General features: G+C 42.9%; 25 protein-coding genes. 22 read left to right on the top strand and 3 right to left on the bottom strand.

Annotation, left to right across the window (positions count from 1 at the left end):
* Positions 1–18 precede the first annotated feature (18 nt).
* The 21 genes from flgK to M1D98_RS16920 all read left to right on the top strand — a co-directional run bounded on the left by flgK (position 19) and on the right by M1D98_RS16920 (position 19,453).
* The gene (gene flgK, locus M1D98_RS17020; protein ID WP_456279772.1) at positions 19–1,542 is read left to right on the top strand and encodes a flagellar hook-associated protein FlgK; all 1,524 of its coding nucleotides are present in this window, start codon (positions 19–21) and stop codon (positions 1,540–1,542) included.
* A 9-nt stretch (positions 1,543–1,551) separates the two neighbouring features.
* Positions 1,552–2,448 (top strand): flagellar hook-associated protein FlgL, encoded by an 897-nt coding sequence (gene flgL, locus M1D98_RS17015; protein ID WP_435576274.1) that lies wholly within the window; start codon positions 1,552–1,554, stop codon positions 2,446–2,448.
* Between the two features lie 46 nt (positions 2,449–2,494).
* Positions 2,495–3,070, top strand: coding sequence for a DUF6470 family protein (locus M1D98_RS17010; RefSeq protein ID WP_268522366.1), 576 nt, complete (start codon positions 2,495–2,497; stop codon positions 3,068–3,070).
* A gap of 20 nt (positions 3,071–3,090) precedes the next feature.
* Positions 3,091–3,522, top strand: coding sequence for a flagellar assembly protein FliW (fliW, locus tag M1D98_RS17005; protein ID WP_010328769.1), 432 nt, complete (start codon positions 3,091–3,093; stop codon positions 3,520–3,522).
* Positions 3,516–3,740, top strand: a complete 225-nt coding sequence (gene csrA, locus M1D98_RS17000; protein WP_010328768.1) for a carbon storage regulator CsrA — start codon at positions 3,516–3,518, stop codon at positions 3,738–3,740. The genes fliW and csrA overlap by 7 nt, the downstream gene beginning before the upstream one ends.
* Before the next feature lie 143 nt (positions 3,741–3,883).
* A complete protein-coding gene (gene hag / locus M1D98_RS16995; protein WP_010328767.1) occupies positions 3,884–4,798 on the top strand; it encodes a flagellin Hag in 915 nt (304 codons plus the stop codon).
* 231 nt (positions 4,799–5,029) lie between these two features.
* Entirely contained in the window at positions 5,030–5,359 is a 330-nt protein-coding gene (flaG, locus tag M1D98_RS16990; RefSeq protein WP_010328766.1) for a flagellar protein FlaG, read from the top strand.
* Between the two features lie 16 nt (positions 5,360–5,375).
* On the top strand, positions 5,376–6,872 hold the full coding sequence (locus M1D98_RS16985; protein ID WP_010328765.1) for a flagellar hook-associated protein 2: 1,497 nt from the start codon (positions 5,376–5,378) through the stop codon (positions 6,870–6,872).
* 21 nt (positions 6,873–6,893) lie between these two features.
* Positions 6,894–7,295, top strand: a complete 402-nt coding sequence (gene fliS / locus M1D98_RS16980; RefSeq protein WP_010328764.1) for a flagellar export chaperone FliS — start codon at positions 6,894–6,896, stop codon at positions 7,293–7,295.
* Entirely contained in the window at positions 7,292–7,633 is a 342-nt protein-coding gene (locus tag M1D98_RS16975) for a flagellar protein FliT (RefSeq protein ID WP_010328763.1), read from the top strand. The genes fliS and M1D98_RS16975 overlap by 4 nt, the downstream gene beginning before the upstream one ends.
* 9 nt (positions 7,634–7,642) lie before the next feature.
* Entirely contained in the window at positions 7,643–8,020 is a 378-nt protein-coding gene (locus M1D98_RS16970) for a hypothetical protein (protein WP_010328762.1), read from the top strand.
* A gap of 195 nt (positions 8,021–8,215) precedes the next feature.
* The gene (hpf, locus tag M1D98_RS16965; protein WP_121643379.1) at positions 8,216–8,785 is read left to right on the top strand and encodes a ribosome hibernation promotion factor; all 570 of its coding nucleotides are present in this window, start codon (positions 8,216–8,218) and stop codon (positions 8,783–8,785) included.
* Between the two features lie 168 nt (positions 8,786–8,953).
* A complete protein-coding gene (gene secA / locus M1D98_RS16960; protein ID WP_010328760.1) occupies positions 8,954–11,479 on the top strand; it encodes a preprotein translocase subunit SecA in 2,526 nt (841 codons plus the stop codon).
* A 69-nt stretch (positions 11,480–11,548) separates the two neighbouring features.
* Positions 11,549–12,650, top strand: a protein-coding gene (prfB, locus tag M1D98_RS16955; protein ID WP_121643378.1) for a peptide chain release factor 2 whose coding sequence is annotated in 2 segments (ribosomal slippage) — positions 11,549–11,620 and positions 11,622–12,650 — 1,101 coding nt in all. Because the reading frame shifts where the segments join, the coding sequence is not laid out codon by codon here.
* Between the two features lie 167 nt (positions 12,651–12,817).
* Positions 12,818–13,663, top strand: coding sequence for a YitT family protein (locus tag M1D98_RS16950; RefSeq protein WP_010328758.1), 846 nt, complete (start codon positions 12,818–12,820; stop codon positions 13,661–13,663).
* 48 nt (positions 13,664–13,711) lie between these two features.
* A complete protein-coding gene (gene cccB, locus M1D98_RS16945) occupies positions 13,712–14,053 on the top strand; it encodes a cytochrome c551 (RefSeq protein WP_121643377.1) in 342 nt (113 codons plus the stop codon).
* A gap of 236 nt (positions 14,054–14,289) precedes the next feature.
* Positions 14,290–14,976, top strand: a complete 687-nt coding sequence (gene ftsE / locus M1D98_RS16940) for a cell division ATP-binding protein FtsE (protein ID WP_010328756.1) — start codon at positions 14,290–14,292, stop codon at positions 14,974–14,976.
* The gene (ftsX, locus tag M1D98_RS16935; RefSeq protein ID WP_121643779.1) at positions 14,969–15,859 is read left to right on the top strand and encodes a permease-like cell division protein FtsX; all 891 of its coding nucleotides are present in this window, start codon (positions 14,969–14,971) and stop codon (positions 15,857–15,859) included. Before ftsE ends, ftsX begins: the two co-directional genes overlap by 8 nt.
* A gap of 136 nt (positions 15,860–15,995) precedes the next feature.
* Positions 15,996–17,438 (top strand): carboxy-terminal processing protease CtpB, encoded by a 1,443-nt coding sequence (gene ctpB, locus M1D98_RS16930; protein WP_435576273.1) that lies wholly within the window; start codon positions 15,996–15,998, stop codon positions 17,436–17,438.
* A gap of 384 nt (positions 17,439–17,822) precedes the next feature.
* Positions 17,823–18,176, top strand: coding sequence for a swarming motility protein SwrAA (swrA, locus tag M1D98_RS16925; RefSeq protein ID WP_052331638.1), 354 nt, complete (start codon positions 17,823–17,825; stop codon positions 18,174–18,176).
* 80 nt (positions 18,177–18,256) lie between these two features.
* Entirely contained in the window at positions 18,257–19,453 is a 1,197-nt protein-coding gene (locus M1D98_RS16920) for a S1C family serine protease (RefSeq protein ID WP_010328752.1), read from the top strand.
* A 47-nt stretch (positions 19,454–19,500) separates the two neighbouring features.
* Here M1D98_RS16920 and M1D98_RS16915 read toward each other — a convergent pair whose 3' ends face one another.
* From M1D98_RS16915 to M1D98_RS16905, 3 genes are all read right to left on the bottom strand, one after another.
* A complete protein-coding gene (locus tag M1D98_RS16915; protein ID WP_456279771.1) occupies positions 19,501–20,835 on the bottom strand; it encodes an MFS transporter in 1,335 nt (444 codons plus the stop codon).
* 31 nt (positions 20,836–20,866) lie between these two features.
* Positions 20,867–21,433, bottom strand: a complete 567-nt coding sequence (locus M1D98_RS16910; protein WP_121643374.1) for a TetR/AcrR family transcriptional regulator — start codon at positions 21,431–21,433, stop codon at positions 20,867–20,869.
* Between the two features lie 77 nt (positions 21,434–21,510).
* A complete protein-coding gene (locus tag M1D98_RS16905; protein WP_456279770.1) occupies positions 21,511–24,006 on the bottom strand; it encodes a PEP/pyruvate-binding domain-containing protein in 2,496 nt (831 codons plus the stop codon).
* Between the two features lie 438 nt (positions 24,007–24,444).
* Between M1D98_RS16905 and M1D98_RS16900 the strand changes: the two genes are divergently transcribed.
* The gene (locus M1D98_RS16900; protein ID WP_010328748.1) at positions 24,445–24,675 is read left to right on the top strand and encodes a CsbA family protein; all 231 of its coding nucleotides are present in this window, start codon (positions 24,445–24,447) and stop codon (positions 24,673–24,675) included.
* Positions 24,676–24,781: the final 106 nt, after the last annotated feature.

Below are 24,781 nucleotides of genomic sequence, written 5' to 3'. Positions count from 1 at the left end.
CAGAAAGGAATTCAGAACATGACATCTACCTTTATGGGGCTTGAAACTGCAAGGCGGGCGTTAAGCGCTCAGCAAGCAGCGTTAAGCACTACTGCAAATAACGTGGCAAATGCCAATACAGACGGTTATACAAGACAGCGGGTCTCATTGGAAGCAACTGACTATTTTCCTGCTGTATCAAAAAACGCAGAAAAAACCGCGGGACAAATGGGAACGGGCGTTCAAGGCAAGTCAGTTGAGAGAATAAGAGATATCTTTCTTGACTACCAATACCGCCTTCAAAACAACAGTGCCGGTTACTACGACACTAAGGCCAAAGCTTTGTCCCAGATGGAAGGCATCTTAAATGAGATGGATGAAAGCGGCTTAAACAGTGTGCTCAATTCATTTTGGAATTCCCTTCAGGAGTTATCAAACAATACAAACGAAGACAGCGCGCGTTCTGTTGTTGCTGAAAAAGGAAAAGCTTTAGCAGAAACGTTTAATTACCTTTCTGAATCACTTACAAATGTTCAATCGAACTTAAAAGCGGAGCTAGATACTACTGTATTAGATGTCAATTCTCTGCTTTCTCAATTAAACAGCTTAAATAAGCAAATTGCGCAAGTAGAGCCAGTCGGGCTTCTTCCGAATGGTTTATATGACCAGCGAGATGTGCTGATCGATAAATTATCCTCAATGGTTGATATCAAACTCAGCTATAACAAATCAGGCGGGAATGCACTTGCTTCTGCTGAAGGAACTGTATCAATTGAAATAATTGATAAAAATAAACAGTCGCTGGGAACTGTTTTGGACGGTAAAAATTACGAGGTTTCAGAACTTGCAGCCAATTATGATAATGAAACTGGTTTAGTATCAAGTGTTTCAATCGGAGGCGCTGCTGTACAGGCTGGGTCATTCAGCAGTAAAGGGTCTCTTTTAGGATTTATAGAATCTTACGGATATGTAACAGCAGGCGGCGAAGTAAAGGGCTCATATCCGGATATGCTTTCTGACCTTGATAATATGGCGCTTGAATTCGCTAAAGCTTTCAATGAGGTTCACAAAAATGGTTTGACCAAAAGCGGTGAGCAAGGCGGAGACTTTTTTGATTTTACCGGAGGCGAATCTGAGCCGGCAAAAGGAGCAGCGGGCAAGATTAAAATTGCTGATAGCATATTAGATTCAAAAGGCGCGAACATTGCTTTCTCACTAACTGGCGCAGCCAATGACAATGCAAATGCAACAAAGCTAGCGAATGTTTTAACTGGTGATATTACCATTAATGGCACAAAAACAAGTGTGCTGGATTACTATGCGGGACTGATTGGCGAGCTTGGAATTAAAGCGCAAGAAGCGAATCGGCTCGCGTCTAATACTGAAACACAGCTTAACGACGCCGACATCAACCGTCAGCAAATGAGCGCAGTTTCTTTAGACGAAGAAATGACGAATATGATTCAATTCCAACACGCATACAATGCTGCTGCGAGGATGGTGACTTTACAAGACGAAATCCTTGATAAAGTGATTAACGGCATGGGTGTCGGAGGAAGGTAGGTAGATCAAATGAGAGTAACACAGGGCATGATTCAGCAAAACTCATTGAGATATATCGGTTCAAGCTACTCGAAGCTGGATAAACTTCAATCACAGATTTCTTCAGGGAAAAAAATCTCAAAAGCATCCGATGACCCTGTCGTAGCTATGAAAGGCCTAAAATACCATACGCAATTATCCCAGGTTCAGCAATACCAAAGTAATGCTTCTCAAGCTTTTACCTGGCTTGAAAACACAGAAACGAATATTACTGAAGGAATTGACATTTTAACGAAAGTCAAAGACTTGGCTATTCAGGCTAAAAATGACACAAATGGTGAAGATGAGCGGCAAGCGATTGGCGTAGAAGTAAAGCAGTTAAAGGAACAGCTTTTAAAAATTGCGAATACACAAGTAAACGGCAGATATATCTTTAACGGAACGAATTCAGACACGCCTCCGGTTACTGATAACGGAGACGGAACTTATACCATTTCCGATACTGCTGATGTTGTGGTCAATATATCAAATAATATGAATTTAAAAGTGAATTCAGATCCAAAGTCAGCTTTTGGGGGCACGTCTGAAAGCGGACAGAATGTATTTGAAATACTTGACTCATTTGAGCAAGCACTTAGTACGGGTTCAATCGATGGCATGGACAATGTTTTAGAGGATATTGATCAATTTTCTAACGGCATGAGTGCTGAACGCTCTGATCTCGGAGCTCGATATAATCGTCTTGAACTGATTAATACTAGGCTTTCAGCTCAAGAAGAAACAGCAACAAAAGTGTTGTCTGATAATGAAGATGTAGAACTGGAAAAAGTAATAACAGAATTTATTGCGCAGCAAAGCGTGCATAGGGCTACCCTTGCTGTAAATGCGCAAATTGTTCAGCCTACATTGATTGACTTTTTAAAGTAAGCGGCTCTCAGGAGTTCGCTTTTTTTATAGTTTAGGAGGTAGAATGATGCAAATTCCCAGATTGATTATGCACAGTGTTCAAGGGAAAATTGGTTTAACGACGACGCCCGCCACCTTAAAAATGGAGCAGCCGCAAGCCGATCTCGAAATTGAACAGCCAAGCGCGGAAATGGAAATATCGGTTACGCCTGGAAAACTCACGATTGACCAAACGCAAGCATGGGAAGAATTAGACAGAAAGCATGTTTTCAAAAGAATTGAAGAAGCCGCACAACAAGGGCAGGAGGATGTAATGGCGGGAATAGCTCGAACTGTAGAAGAAGGAGAGGAGCTTATGAGAATTGAAAACAAAGGGAATCCAATTGCTTCACAAGCAAAGAGGAACTCTGAAATGCAACAAATTCAATTAGGCGAACATTATGTCCCGTCTCTTTCAAGAGTGAAAATCCAATATACCCCGTCACAGCTTGATATTCAGATTACGCCTCAAAAGCCTGTCATTCAGGCTGAACCGAATAAGCCAATTGTGGATTATACGCCGGGGAACGTTAAGGTTGACATGCTGCAATACCCTGATTTAAAAATAGATGTAGAATACCCGAAAGAATCATTCGAAAAGTAAACAGAAAAGGATCGTGAACAATGATCATTCAAACGAAGTACCATGGCCAAATGAACGTAAAAGAAGAACAAATTATTCTTTTTGAAAGCGGGATTCCAGGCTTTTTAGAAGAAAAACAGTTCGTTATTCTTCCGCTGTCAGAAGACTCTCCATTTGTGGCGCTGCAGTCCGTCACTTCAGAAAATCTTGCGTTCATCGTTGTCAGTCCGTTCATCTTTTTTAAGAACTATGAATTTGACCTTGATGCATCAACCGCCGAACTTTTGGCTATTGATAACATTGAAGACGTGGAAGTCATGGCCATATTGACCATGGCTGAGCCGTTCGAAAAATCGACTGCCAATTTATTGGCTCCCATTATTGTGAACCGCAAGAACATGAAGGCTAAGCAAGTCGTTTTACACGACTCCTCATATACGACAAAGCATCCGATTGGAGGAGAATCATGCTAGTTTTATCGCGGAAAATAAACGAAGCGATTCAAATAGGTGCTGATATTGAAGTGAAAGTCATTTCGATTGAAGGTGATCAAGTGAAGCTGGGAATTGAAGCCCCAAAGCATATTGATATTCACCGAAAAGAAATATACTTAACCATTCAGGAAGAAAACAACCGCGCGGCAGCGTTATCCAGCGATGTCATCTCCGCATTATCCTCACAAAAAAAGTGAGGATTTTTTTATTTTTCTATTAACAAAATCAGAGGTAATCCGATATTAATGATGTAGCCGGGAGGAGACGCAAAAGACTCCGCCAGTTATAAAAAATGAGGCACAAGGACGTGCCAAAAACATATTCAGGGAGGAACAAAACAATGAGAATTAACCACAATATCGCAGCGCTTAACACACTGAACCGTTTGTCTTCAAACAACGGTGCGAGCCAAAAGAACATGGAGAAACTTTCTTCAGGTCTTCGTATTAACCGTGCTGGAGATGACGCAGCAGGTCTTGCGATCTCTGAAAAAATGAGAGGACAAATCAGAGGTTTAGAAATGGCTTCTAAAAACTCTCAAGACGGAATCTCTCTTATCCAAACAGCTGAGGGTGCATTAACCGAAACTCACTCAATCCTTCAACGTGTTCGTGAACTAGTTGTTCAAGCAGGAAACACGGGTACTCAAGATGGTACTGATCTTCAAGCGATCCAAGACGAAATTGACTCTCTAGTTGAGGAAATTGGTGGAGGAACTAACGCTAACGGTATCTCTGACCGTACCGAGTTTAACGGAAAAAGTCTTCTTAACGGAGATTTCAGCTCTGCAAGCGGAAATAAATTAACTTTCCAAATTGGTGCTAACGGAGGACAACAGCTTTCTGTTAATATCGAAAGCATGGCTGCTACAGCTATCGGTGCTGTAGATGGTACAGGTGCTCTTGTAGCAGGAGAAGCAGTTTCTGACATTGATGTAACTCAATTTGCTACTAACGATGCTACTGTTGCAACTGTAGGATTCAATGCTCAGTTAAAAATTGTTGATGATGCGATCAATACAGTTTCAAAACAACGCTCTGAATTAGGTGCGGTACAAAACCGTCTTGAGCACACAATCAACAACTTGAGCGCTTCTGGTGAAAACTTGACAGCTGCTGAGTCTCGTATCCGTGACGTTGACATGGCGAAAGAAATGAGCGAGTTCACAAAGAACAACATTCTTTCTCAAGCTTCTCAAGCAATGCTTGCTCAAGCGAACCAACAGCCGCAAAACGTACTTCAATTATTACGTTAATTTTAAAAGGACCTTGGCATTGCCGGGTCCTTTTTTTATATGTTTAACTCCGAATGATTCCCCTGCTATATATCCCTAACTCATGATATAATAATCGGATTGCCCGCTAGCTTGATAAAAGTATATCTAAATAAGAAATCTAAAACGGATGAGTTTTTTTCCAAAAATATGTGTAATCTTCTCTCTACTCAGTCGATATAAACGGTAGATTGGGACATAGGGGATGATCAATTGAACATTGAAAGGCTCACTACGTTACAACCTGTTTGGGATCGTTATGATACTCAAATACATAATCAAAAAGATCATGAGAGTGAGGTTCCTGTTCAGCAAGTTTCATATACCAATCTCTCTGAAATGGTAGGGGAAATGAACAAGCTTTTGGAACCTTCGCAAGTTCACCTGAAGTTTGAGCTTCACGAAGAGTTAAATGAATACTATGTAAAGGTAATAGAGGACTCTACAAATGAAGTCATCCGCGAAATTCCGCCAAAACAGTGGCTTGATTTTTATGCGGCTATGACTGAATTTCTTGGGTTGTTTGTAGATGAAAAAAAGTAGATGAGGAGTGTTTGAAATGGTCATGAGAATAACAGGTTTGGCGTCAGGAATGGATATAGATGATATCGTCTCAAAGCTGATGCAGACAGAAAGAGCGCCGCTTGACAGGCTGACGCAAAAAAAGCAGACGCTTGAATGGCAGCGTGACAGCTATCGGGAAGTAAATACTAAAATAAAAGAATTGCAAGATTATATGTCTAAAAATACGCTGACATATCCGAGTACGTATCAGAGCAAAACTGTGACTAGCTCAAACGAGTCTGTGTTAACTGCTACAGGAAGTTCAACTGCGCCAAATGCGTCTTCTACTGTTGAAGTAGCGAGCTTGGCAACTTCAGCAACGTATAAGGCCGATAATTATGCGGGATACACTCAAGGTGACTATAATTTGGCATTTAATGTTGTTGCGCCTGGCGAAACAACGGCAAAAACCGTCAACATCAGTGTGACGAGTGCTGATACGATTGATAATGTGATATCTAAAATTAACAAATCTGATCTTGGAGTATCAGCCTTTAAAGATAAAATTTGGAATGGTACCGAGTATGTAGAAACGATTGCGTTTTCTTCTAAAGCAACAGGCGCAGGAGGCAGCATACAGGCAGCAGACTCAGCTACAGCCGACTTTATGTCCGGCCAGCTTGGTTTTTCTTTAGACGCTGATAATAAGCTCATTGCATACAAAGAAGGAACAAATGCAAAAGTCACAATCGATGGCTTTGAAATGGAGAAGCTGTCAAACAACTTTACGGTTAACGGAGTTACCTACTCGCTCAAAAATACAACAGCAACCACAGGCCCTGTTACTACATCTGTTTCTACTGATGTGGACGGGATTTATAACCAAATTAAAGAGTTTGTAGATAAATACAATGAATTGGTTGACAGCTTGAATGAAAAGCTGCACGAAGAAAAATACAGAGACTATACTCCGTTGACGAGTGAACAAAAAGAAGCAATGTCCGATAAAGAGGTCGAACTCTGGGAAGAGAAGGCAAAAAGCGGTTTACTGAGAAATGATACCAGTATAAGCACGGGTACGAACCAAATGAGAACCGATTTTTATTCTCAAGTAACGGCTGATGGAAAAACGCATCAATTGACTGAGTTTGGCATCACCACTTCAAGCACTTATCAATTGCGGGGACATTTAGAGATTGATGAAAAAAAACTAAAGGCAAAAATACAAGAAGATCCGCAAAGTGTTGCCGCTTTATTTACAAACGGGACGAACAGCAGCCCTTATAGTGAAAAAGGAATTATGAAACGTATCGGTGACACACTGAAAAGCACAGTGAAAAGCATTGAAGCAAAAGCCGGTAACTCGACAATGGGCACCACTGACTACTCAATCGGTAAAAATTTAAATACAATCAGCACGAATATTATTAAAATGCAGGACCGATTGAATACCATTGAAACTCGCTACTATAAAAAATTTAGTGCAATGGATTCTGCGATTCAAAAAATGAATGAACAAGCGTCCTATTTATCACAGCTTCTTGTACAATAAAAGTAATTTGGAGGATGACACATGGCGATCCAAAATCCTTATACAGCTTATCAGCAAAATTCAGTGAATACCGCTACACCCGGTGAACTGACGCTAATGCTGTATAATGGCTGTTTGAAATTTATAAGACTTGCATCCCAGGCTATCGAGAATGATGATATGGAACGTAAAAATGAGAATCTGATTAAAGCGCAAAATATCATACAGGAATTAAATTTCACACTGAACCGTAACATCGAGCTTTCCAATTCCATGGGCGCGATGTACGACTATATGTATCGAAGATTGGTGCAGGCAAATATCAATAGTGATATGAGCATGCTGGCTGAGGTTGAAGGCTATGTAACAGATTTTCGCGATGCATGGAAACAAGCCATTCAAAGTGAACGGAAGGACCGGCACGGATCAGGCGGAATGGCATGAACAACATAGATCGACTATACACTGAGACGAAGAGTATGCTGTCACACATACAAGATACACCGGAAAGCGATGAACTTTTAACGGAAATCGAAGACTTTGTGGCTAAACGGGCAGAACTTATTCAGGAGATCTCTCCGCCGCTTTCAGAAGAAGAACGGAAGCAGATGAAACTGATTCTGACATGGGATCAGCTTATTGTGAATGAAATGGGAAGACTTAAGCAGTCGATCGCAGACGAGCTCCAGCAAGTGAAAAGAAAACGGACGATGCATACGACGTATTTAAATCCTTATAACAACATCACGATAGACGGCAGATATTATGACAAGCGTAAATAGGTGAGTGCCGTGAAGAGCATTGAAGATTATACGCTTTTATCAGCTTATTATCATCTTCTTTTTACCATTGAAGAAGGGCTGTGTTATTTGATAGAGGCTGAACAGAATTTATCAAAAACAGAAGGGGATCGGATCTACCAAGATCTGATCCAAGCCTTTTTTTATTTGGATTCATCACATTCAACCCTTCTTTTTATTATGAATACGGGATGTGCTGAATGTAGTATTAAAGCATTTGACGAAATTTTTGCGGAGTTTGACCAATTGGTTTCTTTCTCTTTTCCCTCTCATGAGTTTTTCGAGTATTTAAAAGAACATTTTCTGATTCACTATAGACAATGGATGCTGTCCATTCATCAATGTATGGAGCCCTTTGTCATCAATTAATTTAGGCGAGGGTGAGGTATTTGTTTCTTATAATCAGCATATACATATACCTCAAAACCGCCCATAACAGCAGCATATAAAACATCATTCGACAAAGTTCACTGAATTTTCACAAAAAAATTACGTTTGGGCAGGGATTGTGAAGGGTAAAGGAGAAATAGATACATATCCTTAATAAAAGGGAGGCGTTCTTTGATGAACTATAACATCAGAGGAGAAAATATTGAAGTGACACCCGCGTTAAAGGATCATGTCGAGAAGAAAATCGGCAAGCTGGAGCGTTATTTTGACCATAGCGTGAATGCCGATGTGAACGTCAACTTGAAGTTTTACAATGACAAGGAGTCTAAAGTTGAGGTTACGATTCCGATGACAGATCTGGCGCTTCGGTCTGAGGTGCATAACGAGGATATGTACAACGCAATTGATCTCGCAACAAACAAACTGGAACGTCAAATTCGTAAGCATAAAACGAAAGTAAACCGCAAATTCCGTGAGCAGGGCTCTCCAAAATATCTATTAGCGAATGGTCTCGGCTCTGATACAGATATCGCGGTTCAGGATGAAATAGAAGACGAGGATAGCTTGGACATTGTCCGTCAGAAACGATTTAATTTAAAACCGATGGACAGTGAAGAAGCAATCTTGCAAATGAATATGCTTGGCCACAATTTCTTTGTTTTCACCAATGCGGAAACAAACCTTACAAATGTTGTATACCGCAGAAATGATGGGAAATATGGCTTGATTGAACCGACTGAATAATGAAGAGCAACCTTCCGTGATCGACACGGAAGGTTTTTGTTTTTTCTTATTTGCAAATTCTTTGGAAATAACCCAAGGTATGATATGATAATGAGAGGTATACATGGGCTAGTAAATTATTTATACATGCCTGCACATCAGGCATGTGAAGATAGAGGAGCGTTATAAATGCTTGGAATTTTAAATAAAATGTTTGATCCAACAAAACGTACGCTGAACAGATACGAAAAAGTAGCTAACGATATTGATGCGATTCGCGGAGACTATGAAAATCTCTCTGACGATGCACTGAAACATAAAACGATTGAATTTAAAGAGCGCCTTGAAAAAGGGGAGACAACCGATGATCTTCTTGTTGAAGCATTCGCCGTTGTTCGGGAAGCTTCACGCCGCGTAACCGGCATGTTTCCGTTCAAAGTCCAGCTCATGGGGGGCGTAGCGCTTCATGACGGAAATATCGCGGAAATGAAAACAGGGGAAGGGAAAACGTTAACGTCTACTCTGCCTGTTTATTTAAACGCGTTAACAGGAAAAGGCGTTCACATCGTGACTGTCAACGAATACTTGGCGAGCCGTGATGCTGAGCAAATGGGGAAAATTTTCGAGTTTCTCGGTTTGACTGTCGGCTTGAATTTAAACTCATTGTCAAAAGACGAAAAGCGGGAAGCTTATGCCGCGGACATTACTTACTCCACAAACAACGAGCTTGGCTTCGACTATTTGCGTGACAATATGGTTCTTTATAAAGAGCAGATGGTTCAGCGCCCGCTTCATTTTGCGGTAATAGATGAAGTTGACTCTATTTTAATTGATGAAGCGAGAACGCCGCTTATCATTTCTGGACAAGCTGCAAAATCCACTAAGCTGTACGTACAGGCAAATGCTTTTGTTCGCACATTAAAAGCAGAGAAGGATTATACGTTTGATATCAAAACAAAGGGTGTACAGCTGACTGAGGAAGGAATGACGAAAGCGGAAAAAGCGTTCGGCATTGATAACCTGTTTGATGTGAAGCATGTCGCGCTCAACCACCATATCAACCAGTCCCTAAAAGCACACGCTGCGATGCAGAAGGACGTTGACTACGTTGTAGAAGACGGACAGGTTGTTATTGTTGATTCGTTTACGGGACGCCTGATGAAAGGCCGCCGCTACAGCGAAGGCCTTCACCAAGCGATTGAAGCGAAGGAAGGGCTTGAGATTCAGAACGAAAGCATGACCTTGGCGACAATTACGTTCCAAAACTACTTCCGCATGTATGAAAAACTTGCCGGTATGACAGGTACGGCTAAGACAGAGGAAGAGGAATTCCGCAACATCTATAACATGCAGGTTGTCACGATCCCTACTAACAAGCCTGTTATCCGTGACGACCGTCCGGATTTAATTTACCGTTCGATGGAAGGGAAGTTTAAGGCCGTTGCGGAGGATGTCGCACAGCGTTACATGACGGGACAGCCTGTTCTTGTCGGTACGGTTGCGGTTGAAACATCTGAACTGATTTCTAAGCTGCTCAAAAACAAAGGGATTCCGCATCAAGTGTTAAACGCCAAAAACCATGAACGTGAAGCGCAGATTATTGAAGAGGCCGGCCAAAAAGGAGCAATTACGATTGCGACAAACATGGCGGGACGCGGTACGGACATTAAGCTTGGCGAAGGCGTAAAAGAACTTGGCGGTCTTGCTGTTGTCGGAACGGAACGACATGAATCACGCCGGATCGACAATCAGCTGCGGGGGCGTTCTGGACGTCAGGGAGACCCGGGGATTACCCAATTTTATCTTTCTATGGAAGATGAATTGATGCGCAGATTCGGAGCTGAGCGGACAATGGCGATGCTTGACCGCTTCGGTATGGACGACTCTACTCCAATTCAAAGCAAAATGGTATCCCGCGCAGTTGAATCGTCTCAAAAACGCGTCGAAGGCAATAACTTCGATTCACGTAAACAGCTCCTGCAATATGATGACGTTCTCCGCCAGCAGCGTGAGGTCATTTATAAGCAGCGCTTTGAAGTCATTGATTCTGAAAACTTGCGTGAAATCGTTGAGAATATGATCAAGTCTTCTCTTGAACGTGCTATTGCAGCTTATACGCCAAGAGAAGAGCTTCCTGAGGAGTGGAAGCTTGACGGTCTTGTTGAGCTTGTCAACACGACTTATCTTGATGAAGGCAAGCTTGAGAAAAGCGACATCTTCGGCAAAGAGCCGGATGAAATGCATGAGCTCATTATGGATCGCATCATGACCAAATATAATGAAAAAGAAGAGGACTTCGGCGAAGAGCAAATGCGTGAATTCGAAAAAGTCATCGTCCTTCGCGCCGTTGATTCAAAATGGATGGATCACATCGACGCAATGGATCAGCTTCGCCAAGGGATTCACCTTCGAGCTTACGCGCAGACAAATCCGCTTCGTGAGTATCAAATGGAAGGCTTTGCGATGTTTGAGAATATGATTGAATCGATCGAGGACGAGGTCGCAAAATTTGTGATGAAAGCTGAGATTGAAAACAATCTGGAGCGTGAAGAGGTTGTACAGGGCCAGACAACGGCTCATCAGCAGCAAGAAGGCGACGACAGCAAAAAAGCAAAAAAAGCACCGGTTCGCAAAGTGGTTGATATCGGCCGAAATGCCCCATGCCACTGCGGAAGCGGAAAAAAATATAAAAATTGCTGCGGCCGGGCTGAGTAGTTCGATCGGGCAAGGTTATTGACCGCGGCGCCTGCAGGCGCCCGCGGATCTTTTAATGAGGTGAATGGAATGGAATTATCAGAAATCAGAGCAGAGCTCGAAAATATGGCTTCTCGTTTAGCGGACTTTAGGGGGTCTCTTTGACCTCGAATCAAAGGAGGCCCGCATTGCTGAGCTAGATGAACAAATGTCTGATCCGGAATTTTGGAATGATCAGCAGAAAGCTCAAACGGTCATAAATGAAGCAAACGGTATAAAGGATTATGTCAATTCGTATAAAAAACTGAGTGAATCCCATGAAGAATTGCAAATGACCCACGATCTTTTAAAAGAAGAGCCTGACACTGACCTCCAGCTTGAACTTGAAAAAGAACTAAAATCGCTAACAAAAGAGTTCAATGAGTTTGAGCTTCAGCTTCTTCTCAGTGAGCCGTATGATAAAAATAACGCGATTTTAGAACTGCACCCTGGTGCTGGCGGTACAGAGTCACAGGACTGGGGCTCTATGCTTCTTAGAATGTATACCAGATGGGGAGAACGCCGCGGCTTTAAGGTGGAAACACTCGATTACCTCCCAGGTGATGAGGCGGGAATTAAATCAGTAACATTACTGATTAAAGGACACAACGCTTACGGTTATCTCAAAGCGGAAAAAGGTGTCCATCGTCTCGTGCGGATTTCGCCGTTTGATTCATCAGGCCGCCGGCACACGTCTTTCGTTTCGTGTGAAGTGATGCCTGAATTTAACGATGAGATTGATATTGATATCCGTACGGAGGATATTAAAGTTGATACGTATCGCGCAAGCGGAGCGGGCGGACAGCACGTCAATACGACGGATTCAGCCGTTCGGATTACGCACTTGCCGACGAATGTGGTTGTGACGTGCCAAACAGAGCGCTCACAAATTAAAAACCGTGAAAGAGCCATGAAAATGCTGAAAGCCAAATTGTATCAGCGCAGAATTGAAGAACAGCAGGCTGAGCTGGATGAAATTCGCGGTGAACAAAAAGAAATCGGCTGGGGCAGCCAAATCCGCTCTTACGTATTCCATCCGTATTCCATGGTGAAAGACCATCGCACCAATACAGAAATGGGGAACGTTCAAGCGGTAATGGACGGAGACATTGATACATTTATCGATGCCTACCTGCGTTCTAAGCTTTCATAAAGCAGAAAACACGCCTGATGTATGCAGGTGTGTTTTTTTTATTGCTTCATATCCTTGATTTCACTGCTGCTTTAGCATATTACCACTGCGTTTGGGTGTTATTTACATCTGATCAGGGAAGGATTAAAATGCTATCGGAGAGCATTGGAAGAAACGGAGGATATGCAATGGATTTACGGAATCAAACACTTCGGGTTTTGCGGGATTATGTATATATACTGATAGGAGCAGCGATTACAGCCGTGTCCTTTAATGTATTTTTGCTTCCAAACAAAATTGCCGCCGGCGGTGTCAGTGGAATCAGCACGATTTTGCAGTCATATGGTTTTGAAGCAGCATATGTACAATGGGTGATTAATATCCCTTTATTTATTGCGGGTGTCATTTTGTTAGGCGGAAAGTTTGGGCTTAAAACGCTTGCGGGTTCTGTTTTTTTGCCGCTTGTTGTGTTTTTGACAAGAGATATTCAGCCCGCCACCCATCATGAGCTCCTAGCGGCGATCTTTGGCGGTGTCGGCATCGGTGTCGGAATTGGCATTGTATACTTAGGCAAAGGCTCAACGGGAGGAACGGCCTTGGCTGCACAGATCATTCATAAGTACTCCGGGCTGTCATTGGGGACGTGTCTCGCAATCATTGACGGACTGATTGTCGTTACGGCTATGATCGTATTTAATATTGAACAAGGCTTATATGCTATGCTTGGCGTCTTTGTGTCCAGCAAAACGATTGATGTCGTTCAAGTCGGCTTTAATCGATCAAAAATGGCGCTCATTATTACAAAGCAGGAGCAGGCAGTCAAGGAAGCCGTTTTACAGAAGATTGACAGAGGCGTGACGAAAATTTCCGCGGTCGGGGGGTATACTGACGATGACCGCCCGATTTTAATGTGCGTGGTTGGGCAAGCGGAATTCACCAAATTGAAACAAATCGTCAAACAGATTGATGAGTCTGCTTTTGTGATCGTAGCAGACGCGAGCGAGGTGCTGGGCGAGGGTTTCAAACGCGCTTAAACGGGGTTATAATATGGGAGAGATCGTAAAGGAGTTGTGCTTCTCAATATGAAATCAAAGTTATCGATATTAATGCTTGGATTTGCGCTTTCTGTTCTGTTGGCTGCCTGCGGTTCAAACGATGCAAAAGAAGAAGAGAAGCCAGACACCGGCAGCAAGACTGAAGCCTCTGCATCTGAAGGGGAAGAATTATATCAGCAAAGCTGTGTAGGCTGCCATGGCAAGGATTTAGAAGGTATGTCAGGGCCTAATCTCCAAGAGGTCGGAGGCAAATACGACGAAGACAAAATTGAAAACATTATTAAAAACGGGCGCGGCAATATGCCGAAGGGGCTTGTAGACGATAAGGAAGCCGCCGTTATCGCCAAATGGCTGTCAGAAAAAAAGTAAGATGAGAAAATCTTTGCCTCAGTACAGGCAAGGATTTTTTTATGCCATGACAATATGAATGAAAAGAAACTGTAATAGTATTATGTCTAAATTTGACGTATAATGAAGTGTGTTGTGAAAAATGAAACTTTCAGATTTTTCGTCTTTTTGCAAATGAATAAGTCATAAATTGTCGAATGCATTCGAAGAGTATGACCGTGTGATAGATAAAATGATATAAAAGATTAGGTGATTTCATGATAGAGATGAAGGAAGTATACAAAGCCTATCCGAACGGCGTAAAAGCGCTCAATGGGATTTCAGTAGCCATTCATCCCGGCGAATTTGTTTATGTTGTCGGTCCGAGCGGAGCGGGTAAATCTACTTTTATTAAAATGATATACAGAGAAGAAAAACCGACAAAAGGACAAATTTTAATCAATCATAAAGACCTCGCTGCAATTAAAGAAAAAGAGATTCCTTTCGTGCGCCGTAAAATAGGCGTTGTCTTCCAGGATTTCAAGCTTCTGTCGAAACTTACTGTTTTTGAGAATGTGGCATTTGCCCTTGAAGTGATTGGAGAACAGCCGTCTGTTATTAAGAAACGTGTCCTCGAAGTGCTTGATCTTGTTCAGCTGAAGCATAAAGCAAGACAATTTCCTGACACGCTTTCAGGCGGGGAGCAGCAGCGTGTTTCTATTGCCAGATCAATTGTGAACAATCCCGATGTTGTTATTGCTGATGAACCTACAGGAAACCTTGATCCGGATACGTCCTGGGAAGTTATGAAGACGCTGGAAGAAATCAACAACCGCGGGACGACAGTCGTGATGGCGACACATAATAAAGAAATCGTAAACACCATTAAGAAACGTGTCATCGCAATCGAAGATGGTATCATTGTGCGTGATGAGTCAAGAGGGGAGTATGGTTCATATGATTAAAATTCTCGGGCGCCACTTGCGTGAGAGTTTTAAATCTCTCGGGAGAAACACGTGGATGACGTTTGCATCCATTAGTGCTGTAACCGTTACGCTGATTTTAGTCGGCGTGTTTTTAGTGATTATGCTGAATTTGAATAACATGGCTTCAAATGCTGAAAAACAAGTCGAAATCAAAGTTTTGGTTGATTTGACTGCGGATCAAAAGGCACAGGACAAGCTGCAGAACGATATTAAGGATCTAAAGGGCATTCAGAGTGTCACTTTTTCATCAAAAGAAAAAGAGCTTGACCAGCTGGTTGACAGCTTTGGCGACAGCGGAGAATCCCTGACCATGCAGGATCAGGAAAACCCGCTTAATGATGCGTTTGTCGTCAAAACGACAGATCCGCATGATACGCCGAACGTAGCCAAAAAGATTGAAAAAATGAATCATGTCTATAAAGTCACTTACGGAAAAGAAGAGGTTAGCCGTTTGTTTAAAGTGGTCGGCGTTTCCCGCAATATCGGAATCGCGTTAATTATCGGCTTGATATTTACGGCGATGTTCTTAATTTCCAACACCATTAAAATTACCATTTTTGCTAGAAGAAAAGAAATTGAAATTATGAAGCTTGTCGGCGCGACGAATTGGTTTATCCGCTGGCCGTTTTTCCTTGAAGGATTGCTGCTTGGCGTATTCGGCTCAGTGATTCCGATCGCACTGGTGCTGAGCACTTATCAATACGTCATCGGATGGGTCGTTCCGAAGGTTCAAGGATCATTTGTCTCTCTTCTTCCTTATAACCCATTTGTATTCCAAGTATCGCTAGTGCTGGTTGCAATCGGCGCAGTTATTGGCGTATGGGGAAGTCTCACTTCCATCCGCAAGTTTTTGCGAGTATAAGAAAAAGCTGTCCCGCTTCCGGGGCGGCTTTTCTTTTGCCTTCTTTTTCTTCTATGATTACATGAAATCTCCATCCTTTACATATACTATCTCTAGGTTTTGAAAGAAACAGTCTGGCATACAGGAGGAGTATAGGATGAATCAAAAAATAATGGCTGTGATAGCAGCAGGAAGCATGCTCTTCGGAGGCGCCGGTGTATATGCCGGAATGAACCTGCTTGAGGTGGATAAGCCCCAGACTGCATCTGTTCCTGCGACCGCACAAGCTGACTCTGAGCGGGATAAGGCCATGGACAAAATCGAAAAAGCGTATGAGTTAATTTCGAATGAGTACGTAGAAAAAGTTGATAGAGAAAAGCTGCTCGAGGGAGCCATTCAAGGAATGCTGTCTACGCTAAATGATCCTTATTCTGTCTATATGGACAAGCAGACGGCTAAGCAATTTTCTGATTCTCTTGATTCCTCGTTTGAAGGCATCGGCGCTGAGGTTGGTATGGAAGACGGCAAAATTATTATTGTTTCTCCATTTAAGCAATCACCGGCGGAGAAAGCCGGACTCAAGCCCAATGATGAAATTATCAGCATCAATGGTGAATCAATGGCGGGCAAGGATTTAAACCAAGCTGTGCTCAAAATAAGAGGAAAGAAAGGCTCCAGCGTCTCTATAAAGGTGCAACGTCCGGGGACGAAGAAGCAGCTGTCATTCCGGATCAAGAGAGCTGAAATCCCGCTCGAAACGGTTTTTGCTTCAGAGAAAAAAGTGCAAGGGCATTCTGTTGGATATATCGCCATTTCTACTTTTTCTGAGCATACCGCGGAAGACTTTGCAAAAGCGCTGGGGGACCTTGAGAAAAAAGGAATTGAAGGCCTTGTCATTGATGTACGCGGAAACCCGGGCGGATACCTGCAAAGTGTGGAAGAAATTCTCAAACACTTCATCACAAAGGATCATCCGTATATTCAGATTGCTGAACGGAATGGTGATAAAAAACGGTATTTTTCAACATTGACTCGTAAAAAAGCGTATCCTGTCAATGTCATCACGGATAAAGGAAGTGCCTCCGCATCAGAAATTCTTGCCGGCGCATTAAAAGAAGCGGCGCATTATGATGTTGTAGGCGATACGTCTTTTGGTAAGGGAACGGTTCAGCAGGCTGTTCCGATGGGAGACGGCAGCAACATTAAATTAACCCTTTATAAGTGGCTGACGCCAAAGGGGAATTGGATTCATAAAAAAGGCATTGAGCCGACCATTGCCATTAAGCAGCCGGATTATTTTTCCGCTGGCCCCTTGCAGCTGAAGGAGCCGCTTAAAACGGATATGAACAATGAGGATGTCAAGCATGCTCAGGTTTTATTAAAAGGTCTCAGCTTTGATCCGGGACGTGAGGATGGCTATTTCAGCAAGGATATGAAAAAAGCGGTTATGGCTTTTCAGGAACAAAACAAGCTGGATAAAACGGGTGTCATCGACACTCACACCGCGGAGTCATTAAATCAGCAGATAGAAAAGAAAAAATTAGATGAAAAAAATGATTTGCAGCTCCAAACAGCGCTGAAATCACTATTTGCCAATTAAAGGAGATGGTGTTCCATCTCCTGTTTCTTTATACTTAATGAGAGACTGAACAAAAAGTCACAGAAAAAATGAAGTTTTAACAAGAAATTAAAAAAATTTTCACAAATAAACATTTATAAAGGACTTGAATTACCCGATATCAATATATGAGAGAGACTTTCTAACGAGTTAATATGCATTTAAAATGAAACTTTTGCAAGTTGCCTAGTCTTTGTTTACTTCATACAATATAAGAAGGTTCTAAAAAGAACAGTAATCAGGTTTATGGCAGCTGAACGACAGGTATTTAAAAAATAACGTTAGCGAGAATGCTTGTTTAGCACTCCAGTACTGCTGCTTATACTGGCCCGTGCTTATCTGTATAAAGAAAATGGGGGTTCACAATTGAAGAGGGCAAGTATTGTGCGTGAAAAAAAATATTATGAATTAGTGGAACAATTAAAAGACAGAACACAAGATGTAACATTTTCGGCTACAAAAGCACTAAGTCTTCTTATGCTGTTCAGCAGGTATTTGGTCAATTACACCAATGTCGAAACAGTAAATGAAATCGATGAAGAGTGTGCCAAGCATTATTTTAATTATTTAATGAAAAATCATAAGCGATTAGGAATCAATCTGACAGATATCAAAAGGTCGATGCACCTGATCAGCGGTTTATTGGATGTGGATGTGAACCATTATTTAAAGGATTTTTCACTATCGAATGTCACGCTGTGGATGACGCAGGAGGGATAAACCATCCTGAGGATATCCAAGCCATTTAATATTTGATAGAATATGAGTAACATGTTTGGCTTGAGGCGGTGAAAAAGATAGTGTCTGTTCAATGGGGATTTGAACTGTTAAAAAGTGCGGGCCTGTTCTTCTTACACCCGCTTTTCTGGTTTTTTATCATGATAAGCCTTGCTTTCGGCTATGTGAGAATCAAACGGGAACGAAGAACCTTTCATACAAAAATAGCCGATATTTATGACGACCTGACATTCACTTATACAAAGGGATTGATTCCAGGACTCCTTTTGTCAGTTGTTTTAGGCGTACTAGGCATCTCGATTCCTCTCGGTGTACTTGCAATTATTGCCGTTATCACTGCGGCGGCAGCGCTCACTCTTCGCGCAAACTGGATGTCTGCTGCATATATCGTCGGTGTGAGTATGCTGATAGGTTTTGGACTGCAAATCAATCAAGCGGAACCTTTTCTAGAGAGATTTCCGCAAGGCTTTGCGGTCGTTTGGCCGGCTATGGCTGTGTTTTTGGGCTTGTTGGTTATCATTGAAGGAGTAGTAGCTTATCGCTCTGCACATGTGAGAACATCACCGGCACTTGTGGTGAGCAGCCGCGGTTTGCCGATCGGCCAGCAACTGGCAAACCGGATATGGCTTTTGCCGCTGTTCCTTCTCGTTCCGGGAAACGGATTAGAATCGCACCTTAGCTGGTGGCCAGTGTTTACTGTTCCCGGCGGGTCATTCCATTTTCTGTGGATTCCTTACTTTGTCGGATTCGGGCAACGCGTGCAGGGGTCGCTGCCTGAAACGAGCATCAGGATCACAGCGAAACGCATTTGTATTCTCGGTCTTGCCGTCACGGCTCTCGGTGCAGCGAGTTTACTGTGGACGCCGCTTGCGGGTGCCGCCGTCATTACCGCTTTGTTAGGACGTGTTTTTCTGTCCATTAAACAAAGAGTGAACGATAACGCGGCTCCGTTTTATTTCTCAAAACGTGATCAAGGCTTAATGGTGCTTGGGATTATACCAAATACGCCGGCTGAGGATCTGGAATTGAAAATTGGGGAAATTATTACGAAAGTGAATGGCATACCCGTTAAGAACGTATCCGATTTTTATGAAGCGCTCCAGCATAACCGCGCGTATGTGAAGCTTGAAATTATCGGTTTGAATGGAGAAATTCGTTTTGATCAGCGAGCTTCTTACGAGGGAGAACATCATGAATTAGGTATCCTGTTCGTAAAGGATGAACGTGAAGGCGAAGCAGCCGCTTTGTCCGGATCATAAAAAACAGCCCGGCGCCGCAGTTTCTTGCGGTGCCGGGCTGTTTTGAGTTACGCTGAGTTTTTTTCCAGCCGTGCCATTTCATCAGGTTTGATGCCTAATGAAACAAAAACGCCAATGATGGAGACGGCAAAGAGAATGATAAATAGGTTGTGATATCCCGATATCAGGCCGATTAAGGCTGAGGAAATGATGCTTCCGAAATAACGGAAGGTCGAGAAAATGCCTGACGCCACTCCTGACATGCCGGGATCTACTGTGGCAAGGGATGACACCTGCATGCTGGTCAGTCCGACTCCGGACGCGAGCCCGCCCAAGATAAGAGAGATCATGAGGAACAAGACGGAATGCGAGCTGCTTAACAGCATAAATAATAGATTCGCTCCAGCCATCATGGCAAATGAAAGGAAAATGATTTTCTTTGCCCCCCATTTGTGGTGGAGCTGTGCGCCCGCCCAGTTGCTCGCCGACATAAAGATCGAAAATACAGAAAGCGCCATCCCGCTGTTAGACGTATTAAGCCCAAATTGGCTCTTCATGAATAACGGCATGATCAATAAGACGGCATACATCATCAGATTGCTCAATAGGACTGATAGATTGGCATTTGTAAACGTTGAGCTTTTAAACAGTGTAAAATCGATGATGGGATGCTCTGTACGTTTTTCTCTTCTGAAAAAAAGCGGGACAAATAGAAGGATTAACACACTGTATGCCGCATAACCCCATGAAGCCTCATTTTTCGTTAGCAGGATAATTGAAACGATGCCGCCCGCAAGCAAGAGAGAGCCGATAATATCCAGCGGCGCGTCAGATTTAATTTCTTGATATGGAGGGAACATGGTAAATGCCGTAAATAAGGCAATGGCGAGAAACGGAATGTTGACCCAAAAAATCGAGTGCCAGCTGAAGCTGTCAATCAGCATAGAGCCGATGAAAGGCCCGAGTGCTGCCCCAAGTCCCGCCCCGAGCCCGAAAAATCCAAATACTTTCGGAAGGCGTTTTTCTGAAACAACGTGACGGATAATAGCAATGCTGTTTGGCGTAAGCAGCGCGCCGCCGACAGCCTGCAATGCGCGAAAGACAATCAGCAGCAGCAGGCTCGGTGAGAGGGCGCAGCCTAAGGACGCGATAAGAAAGAGACCGACACCCCATAAATACATTGTTTTGTTGCCGTACATGTCACCGAGTTTTCCAGCGATCGGCTGTGTGACTGCCATGACGATTAAATAAACGGTAACCACCCAAGTGATGCTCGAGATGGACTCGTTATACGTATGGGATATAGATGAGAGCGCGACCGCAATCATCGTTGAGTTAATGGGAACCAGGATAGCCCCCAATAATAGCGAGACGATCAGCGCCCATTCTTTTCTTGAACTCATGGAGATCCTCCTTTTTGTTATGCCAAGGAGTTCATCGAGAGATTCCTTTGACAAATAAAGCAGTGCTGTGCTCCAGCATTTTTTTCTGGGACATTGAAATCACCCGGTCTCCTAAATGGAGGCGGTGAATAAAATAACCGAAAACGATTGACATGAACACGTCTGCATGCTCCGCTTCATCTCCTGTCTGAATAACCCCTTTTTCACTCATTCCTTTGAGATAATCAATCAATAGCTGTTTCATAGATTGGGGATATTCAGTTACGTGGTTGATGACATCTTGGAACATGGCCGGTTCACGAAAGCTGATTTTAATCAAATCTTTTCTGCGTTCGAGCTCTTCCAAGAGACAGGTTCCGATATGAAGCAGGTCTTTGTGCAAATCGCCTTCTGTTTGCTCCAAAATGCGGCTTCTGTTAGGAGAATGCTGAGAAAGCAAAGCCTCGACTAGTCCCTGTTTGTTTTTAAAATTCCTGAAAATCGTTGCTTCACTTACATTTGCTTTTTCTGCGATTTCTTTTGTAGTCGTTGCGCGATATCCTTTTTTGACGAGCAGCTGCATGGCAGCGTCAAGGATTCTCCTGTTTGTCGGTCTCAATACGTTTCACCTCACGAATATACTGGCAGGTCAAGTATACACCTGCCCCGCTTGTATAAGAAAGAGGGGAGAACGCGTCAGGCCCGGCTGACAACCGTGATTTTGCCGGTGCTTCCGTCAACAGTAATGATGTCTCCGTCCCGAAGTCTTTCTGTTGCTGTACGAGTGCCGAGAACAGCGGGAATGCCGTATTCGCGGGCAATAATCGCAGCGTGGGATAAAATGCCGCCTGTATCTGTAATAATCGCTTTGGCATCTTGAAACAGGCTGGTCCATAGCGGTGTGGTCATTTTGCAAACGAGGATATTCCCAGACGCGAATCGAGAAAATTCACTGGCGTCTCGAATCACTTTGACCGGGCCTGTTGCAATGCCGCTTGATGCCGCAATGCCGAAAATATGGTTTTCTGTATTTTTTTCATCCTCAATCACAGCGCCGACAATTTCTTCAGCGATTTTGAGCTGTTCTTTTGTCGGATTTCCGAGATAGGCAGGGGCTTTGGCAAGCTCATACTCGTGAAAGGCCTGTCTGCGTTTTTCAGCCTTATCTTGCAGGGATACAGGGTGAAGCAGCGCGTTTTCCACGTCATCATCATACAAGAACCAAAGATCTTCCCGATCTTGAATGACCCCGTTTTCCGCCAGCAATTCACCTACCTTGAGCAGAAAGGCTCTCGCCTTGGCGTCCAGCATGGCGTCAATATAAAAGTGGTGGTCATCCATTATATTTGCAGCGTTCAGCGTCCACTGATAATAACGGTCAAATTCTTTACGTAAATTGGGGTCTTCTATGTTTTCCAAGAATTCATTGTATAATGCCTCTCGTTTTTCTTTCGTTTTCTGAAATTCATTGTCAAAATGATAGCCATTGCGGACGTAATTTTGAATATTGGCCAGGGCATAATAAGGATTTTCAGCCCAGGTCTGTTCAATCAGATCATGGCTCTTTACAGATCTCCACCCGTATTCCTGTAAAAATTCATGAATGTTCCTCAGAAATTGTTTGCCCTCATCAGTTTGTTTCAATTTTTCCTGCAGCTGTTCCGGCTTGGTGTTTTTAAAAATAGACAGCAGATACGGGTTTTCCTGCACTTCAACGGAAAATAGCCATAGGAGGCGGTCTGTTTCCAACGATTTGTTCATTTTACCTGTCAGCATTTCGTAAAAATGAGCGTTTTCGGATTCGCCTTGAATGTGCTGGTACATTGCTTGCAATTTGTTTGTCAGAAGCATTTGCGGGAAAACAATATTGAAATGCTCATCATAAGCCATGAGATAAAAGGCTTTTAGTTTCCGAAAAGCATCAAGCGCGCTTTCAGCAGTATGGTCAGTTTGTGCGAGCTGATCCAGCGTCTCGTAAAATGGAAGGTACGTGTGTTTGATGATGTCATACATACGCTCCGATAATATCGGAAAAAGCTCTTCTCCGCAGTCTTCAGTCTGAGGCTGCTGTCCGTCTTGGCTTTTGGAATAAACATGTCCGCGATAAAGTTTTACTTCGTCAACGACTACACCAATCGGAAACTTTCGCATGTTTTTCTTTAAGCCATATTCCATGGCCGGTACAATGATCGAAGAAAATAACGGACTTATCGGACCTTCAATATTTGATTCCATGTTGATCCAGAAATCATTCATGTCAGCGTCTGTTATCATGAAGCTGCGTTCTTCTTCTGACGCTTTTTTGTCCTGTTCAATGGTTGTAATCGGGCGGGCCTGCAAAAGGTATACGTGATGGTCAGCGATTCCGAATTCGATATCGACTGGATATCCGTACAGCTCTTCGGTTTTTTTCGTGATTTCAGCCAGTTCACTCACTTGTTCATCTGTAAGGCAAAAACGGCTCCGCATGTCTTTGCTCGTTGCTCTTTCAGCAATTCCTTCTGCCGCGGACTCCATGTAGATTTCTTTTGCACCTATTTCTTTCTGAATCTCAAACGAAGATTTATTGACTATAAAAGTATCTGGGGTGACACTCCCTGAAACGATAGCTTCTCCCAAACCATAGCTGGCGCTGATTAATAGCTCTCTATCATCATGGGTAACGGGATTGCGGCTGAAAATAACACCTGATACGTCTGAATCGATCAGGCCCTGAACGACAACGCCCATTAACGGCTCTGCGATTTGGTTGTTCATTTTTTTCTTATAGCTGCTGACTCGGCCTGAGAAAAATGAGGCCCAGCATTCTTTCACTTTAGCTAGAAACTCTTCTTCTGTTTTAATATTTAAGTAGGTTTCGTATTGACCCGCGAATGAAGCGCCTTCTAAATCTTCCGAGGCAGACGAAGAGCGCACGGCAACGGAGCGGTATGAGTCTCTTAATTTGTAAAAGGAATTTGTCAGCTCGTGTTTCAGTTCATCTGAAAATGTTCCGGCGATGATCTCCTTTTCGATGCTTTCGCTAGTTTGATGAAGGTGGTTATCCTCCATAAAACGGGTGAGCGCATTCGTCTGGATAACAAACCCGTCCGGAACAGGAAGCCTGTGTTTGGTCAGTTTAATTAAATTCATGCCTTTTGCGCCTGCCAGCTGGCTGGACGCTTCTGCCTGTCGAAATAAAACAGAATACATATTTGAAACCCCTCTTTCCTTCATTTTGTTTTTCTCTTTAGTCTTTTATGACGGAGCCTGTGTTCAAAAATGATAGTGAGCACTATCGCTCAATTGTAAGTTTTCAGGAAAATGATGTCAAAAGCAGAAAGTCCTAAATAAAATGAATCGTTAAGTTAGTTGAATGATCATGAAAAATGTAGTCAAACTAGTGCTGTCCGCCTATTTATTCTCGCGGGCGTTTGCTATGGAGGCGGGCTTCGATATCAAGCTAAGACATAATGCCCTCATGCAAAAGTGCCGCAAATGCTTCTTGTGCCTGGAGCCAAAGTGCAAAGATGATGATTGATTTAAGCAGAAAAAGGGTATGGTGTAGAAAGGGGAACGATTGCAGATTGTCCGATTCTTCATTTTTTACTATAATCAAATCAGATGAAGAATCATTGAGGAGGGTTTTTGTTGATTACAAAAGCCGTTTTTGCATTATTTTTCCCTTTTATGCTGGTTGTCTTATTTACAAGAGTCACCTTTAATCATTATGTGGCGATCGCTCTAACAGCTGCATTGCTGTTTGCCTCTTATTTAAAAGGCTATACAGAAACGTATTTTATTGTAGGATTGGACGTTGTGTCTCTTGTGGCTGGCGGACTGTACATGGCCAAAAAAACTGCTGAGAAAAAAGAAGAGTAAATCGGACATAATGAATATAACGACTGAATTCCTGCTTTTACGTTTTAAAAGCAGGTTTTTTATACACGAAAACAGCTGGAAATAAAAAACCACCGAACTTTAGTTC

The organism is Bacillus sp. K7 (assembly GCF_053903245.1).
The sequence above is the reverse complement of the archived record's forward strand: the minus strand, read 5'-3'. Positions and strand labels throughout refer to the sequence as shown.

Coding starts and splice junctions, on each gene's coding strand:
- flgK (WP_456279772.1), top strand. CDS start 19: ATGACATCTACCTTTATGGGGCTTGAAACTGCAAGGCGGGCGTTAAGC.
- flgL (WP_435576274.1), top strand. CDS start 1,552: ATGAGAGTAACACAGGGCATGATTCAGCAAAACTCATTGAGATATATC.
- M1D98_RS17010 (WP_268522366.1), top strand. CDS start 2,495: ATGCAAATTCCCAGATTGATTATGCACAGTGTTCAAGGGAAAATTGGT.
- fliW (WP_010328769.1), top strand. CDS start 3,091: ATGATCATTCAAACGAAGTACCATGGCCAAATGAACGTAAAAGAAGAA.
- csrA (WP_010328768.1), top strand. CDS start 3,516: ATGCTAGTTTTATCGCGGAAAATAAACGAAGCGATTCAAATAGGTGCT.
- hag (WP_010328767.1), top strand. CDS start 3,884: ATGAGAATTAACCACAATATCGCAGCGCTTAACACACTGAACCGTTTG.
- M1D98_RS16985 (WP_010328765.1), top strand. CDS start 5,376: ATGGTCATGAGAATAACAGGTTTGGCGTCAGGAATGGATATAGATGAT.
- fliS (WP_010328764.1), top strand. CDS start 6,894: ATGGCGATCCAAAATCCTTATACAGCTTATCAGCAAAATTCAGTGAAT.
- M1D98_RS16975 (WP_010328763.1), top strand. CDS start 7,292: ATGAACAACATAGATCGACTATACACTGAGACGAAGAGTATGCTGTCA.
- hpf (WP_121643379.1), top strand. CDS start 8,216: ATGAACTATAACATCAGAGGAGAAAATATTGAAGTGACACCCGCGTTA.
- secA (WP_010328760.1), top strand. CDS start 8,954: ATGCTTGGAATTTTAAATAAAATGTTTGATCCAACAAAACGTACGCTG.
- M1D98_RS16950 (WP_010328758.1), top strand. CDS start 12,818: ATGGATTTACGGAATCAAACACTTCGGGTTTTGCGGGATTATGTATAT.
- cccB (WP_121643377.1), top strand. CDS start 13,712: ATGAAATCAAAGTTATCGATATTAATGCTTGGATTTGCGCTTTCTGTT.
- ftsE (WP_010328756.1), top strand. CDS start 14,290: ATGATAGAGATGAAGGAAGTATACAAAGCCTATCCGAACGGCGTAAAA.
- ftsX (WP_121643779.1), top strand. CDS start 14,969: ATGATTAAAATTCTCGGGCGCCACTTGCGTGAGAGTTTTAAATCTCTC.
- ctpB (WP_435576273.1), top strand. CDS start 15,996: ATGAATCAAAAAATAATGGCTGTGATAGCAGCAGGAAGCATGCTCTTC.
- M1D98_RS16915 (WP_456279771.1), bottom strand. CDS start 20,835: ATGAGTTCAAGAAAAGAATGGGCGCTGATCGTCTCGCTATTATTGGGG.
- M1D98_RS16905 (WP_456279770.1), bottom strand. CDS start 24,006: ATGTATTCTGTTTTATTTCGACAGGCAGAAGCGTCCAGCCAGCTGGCA.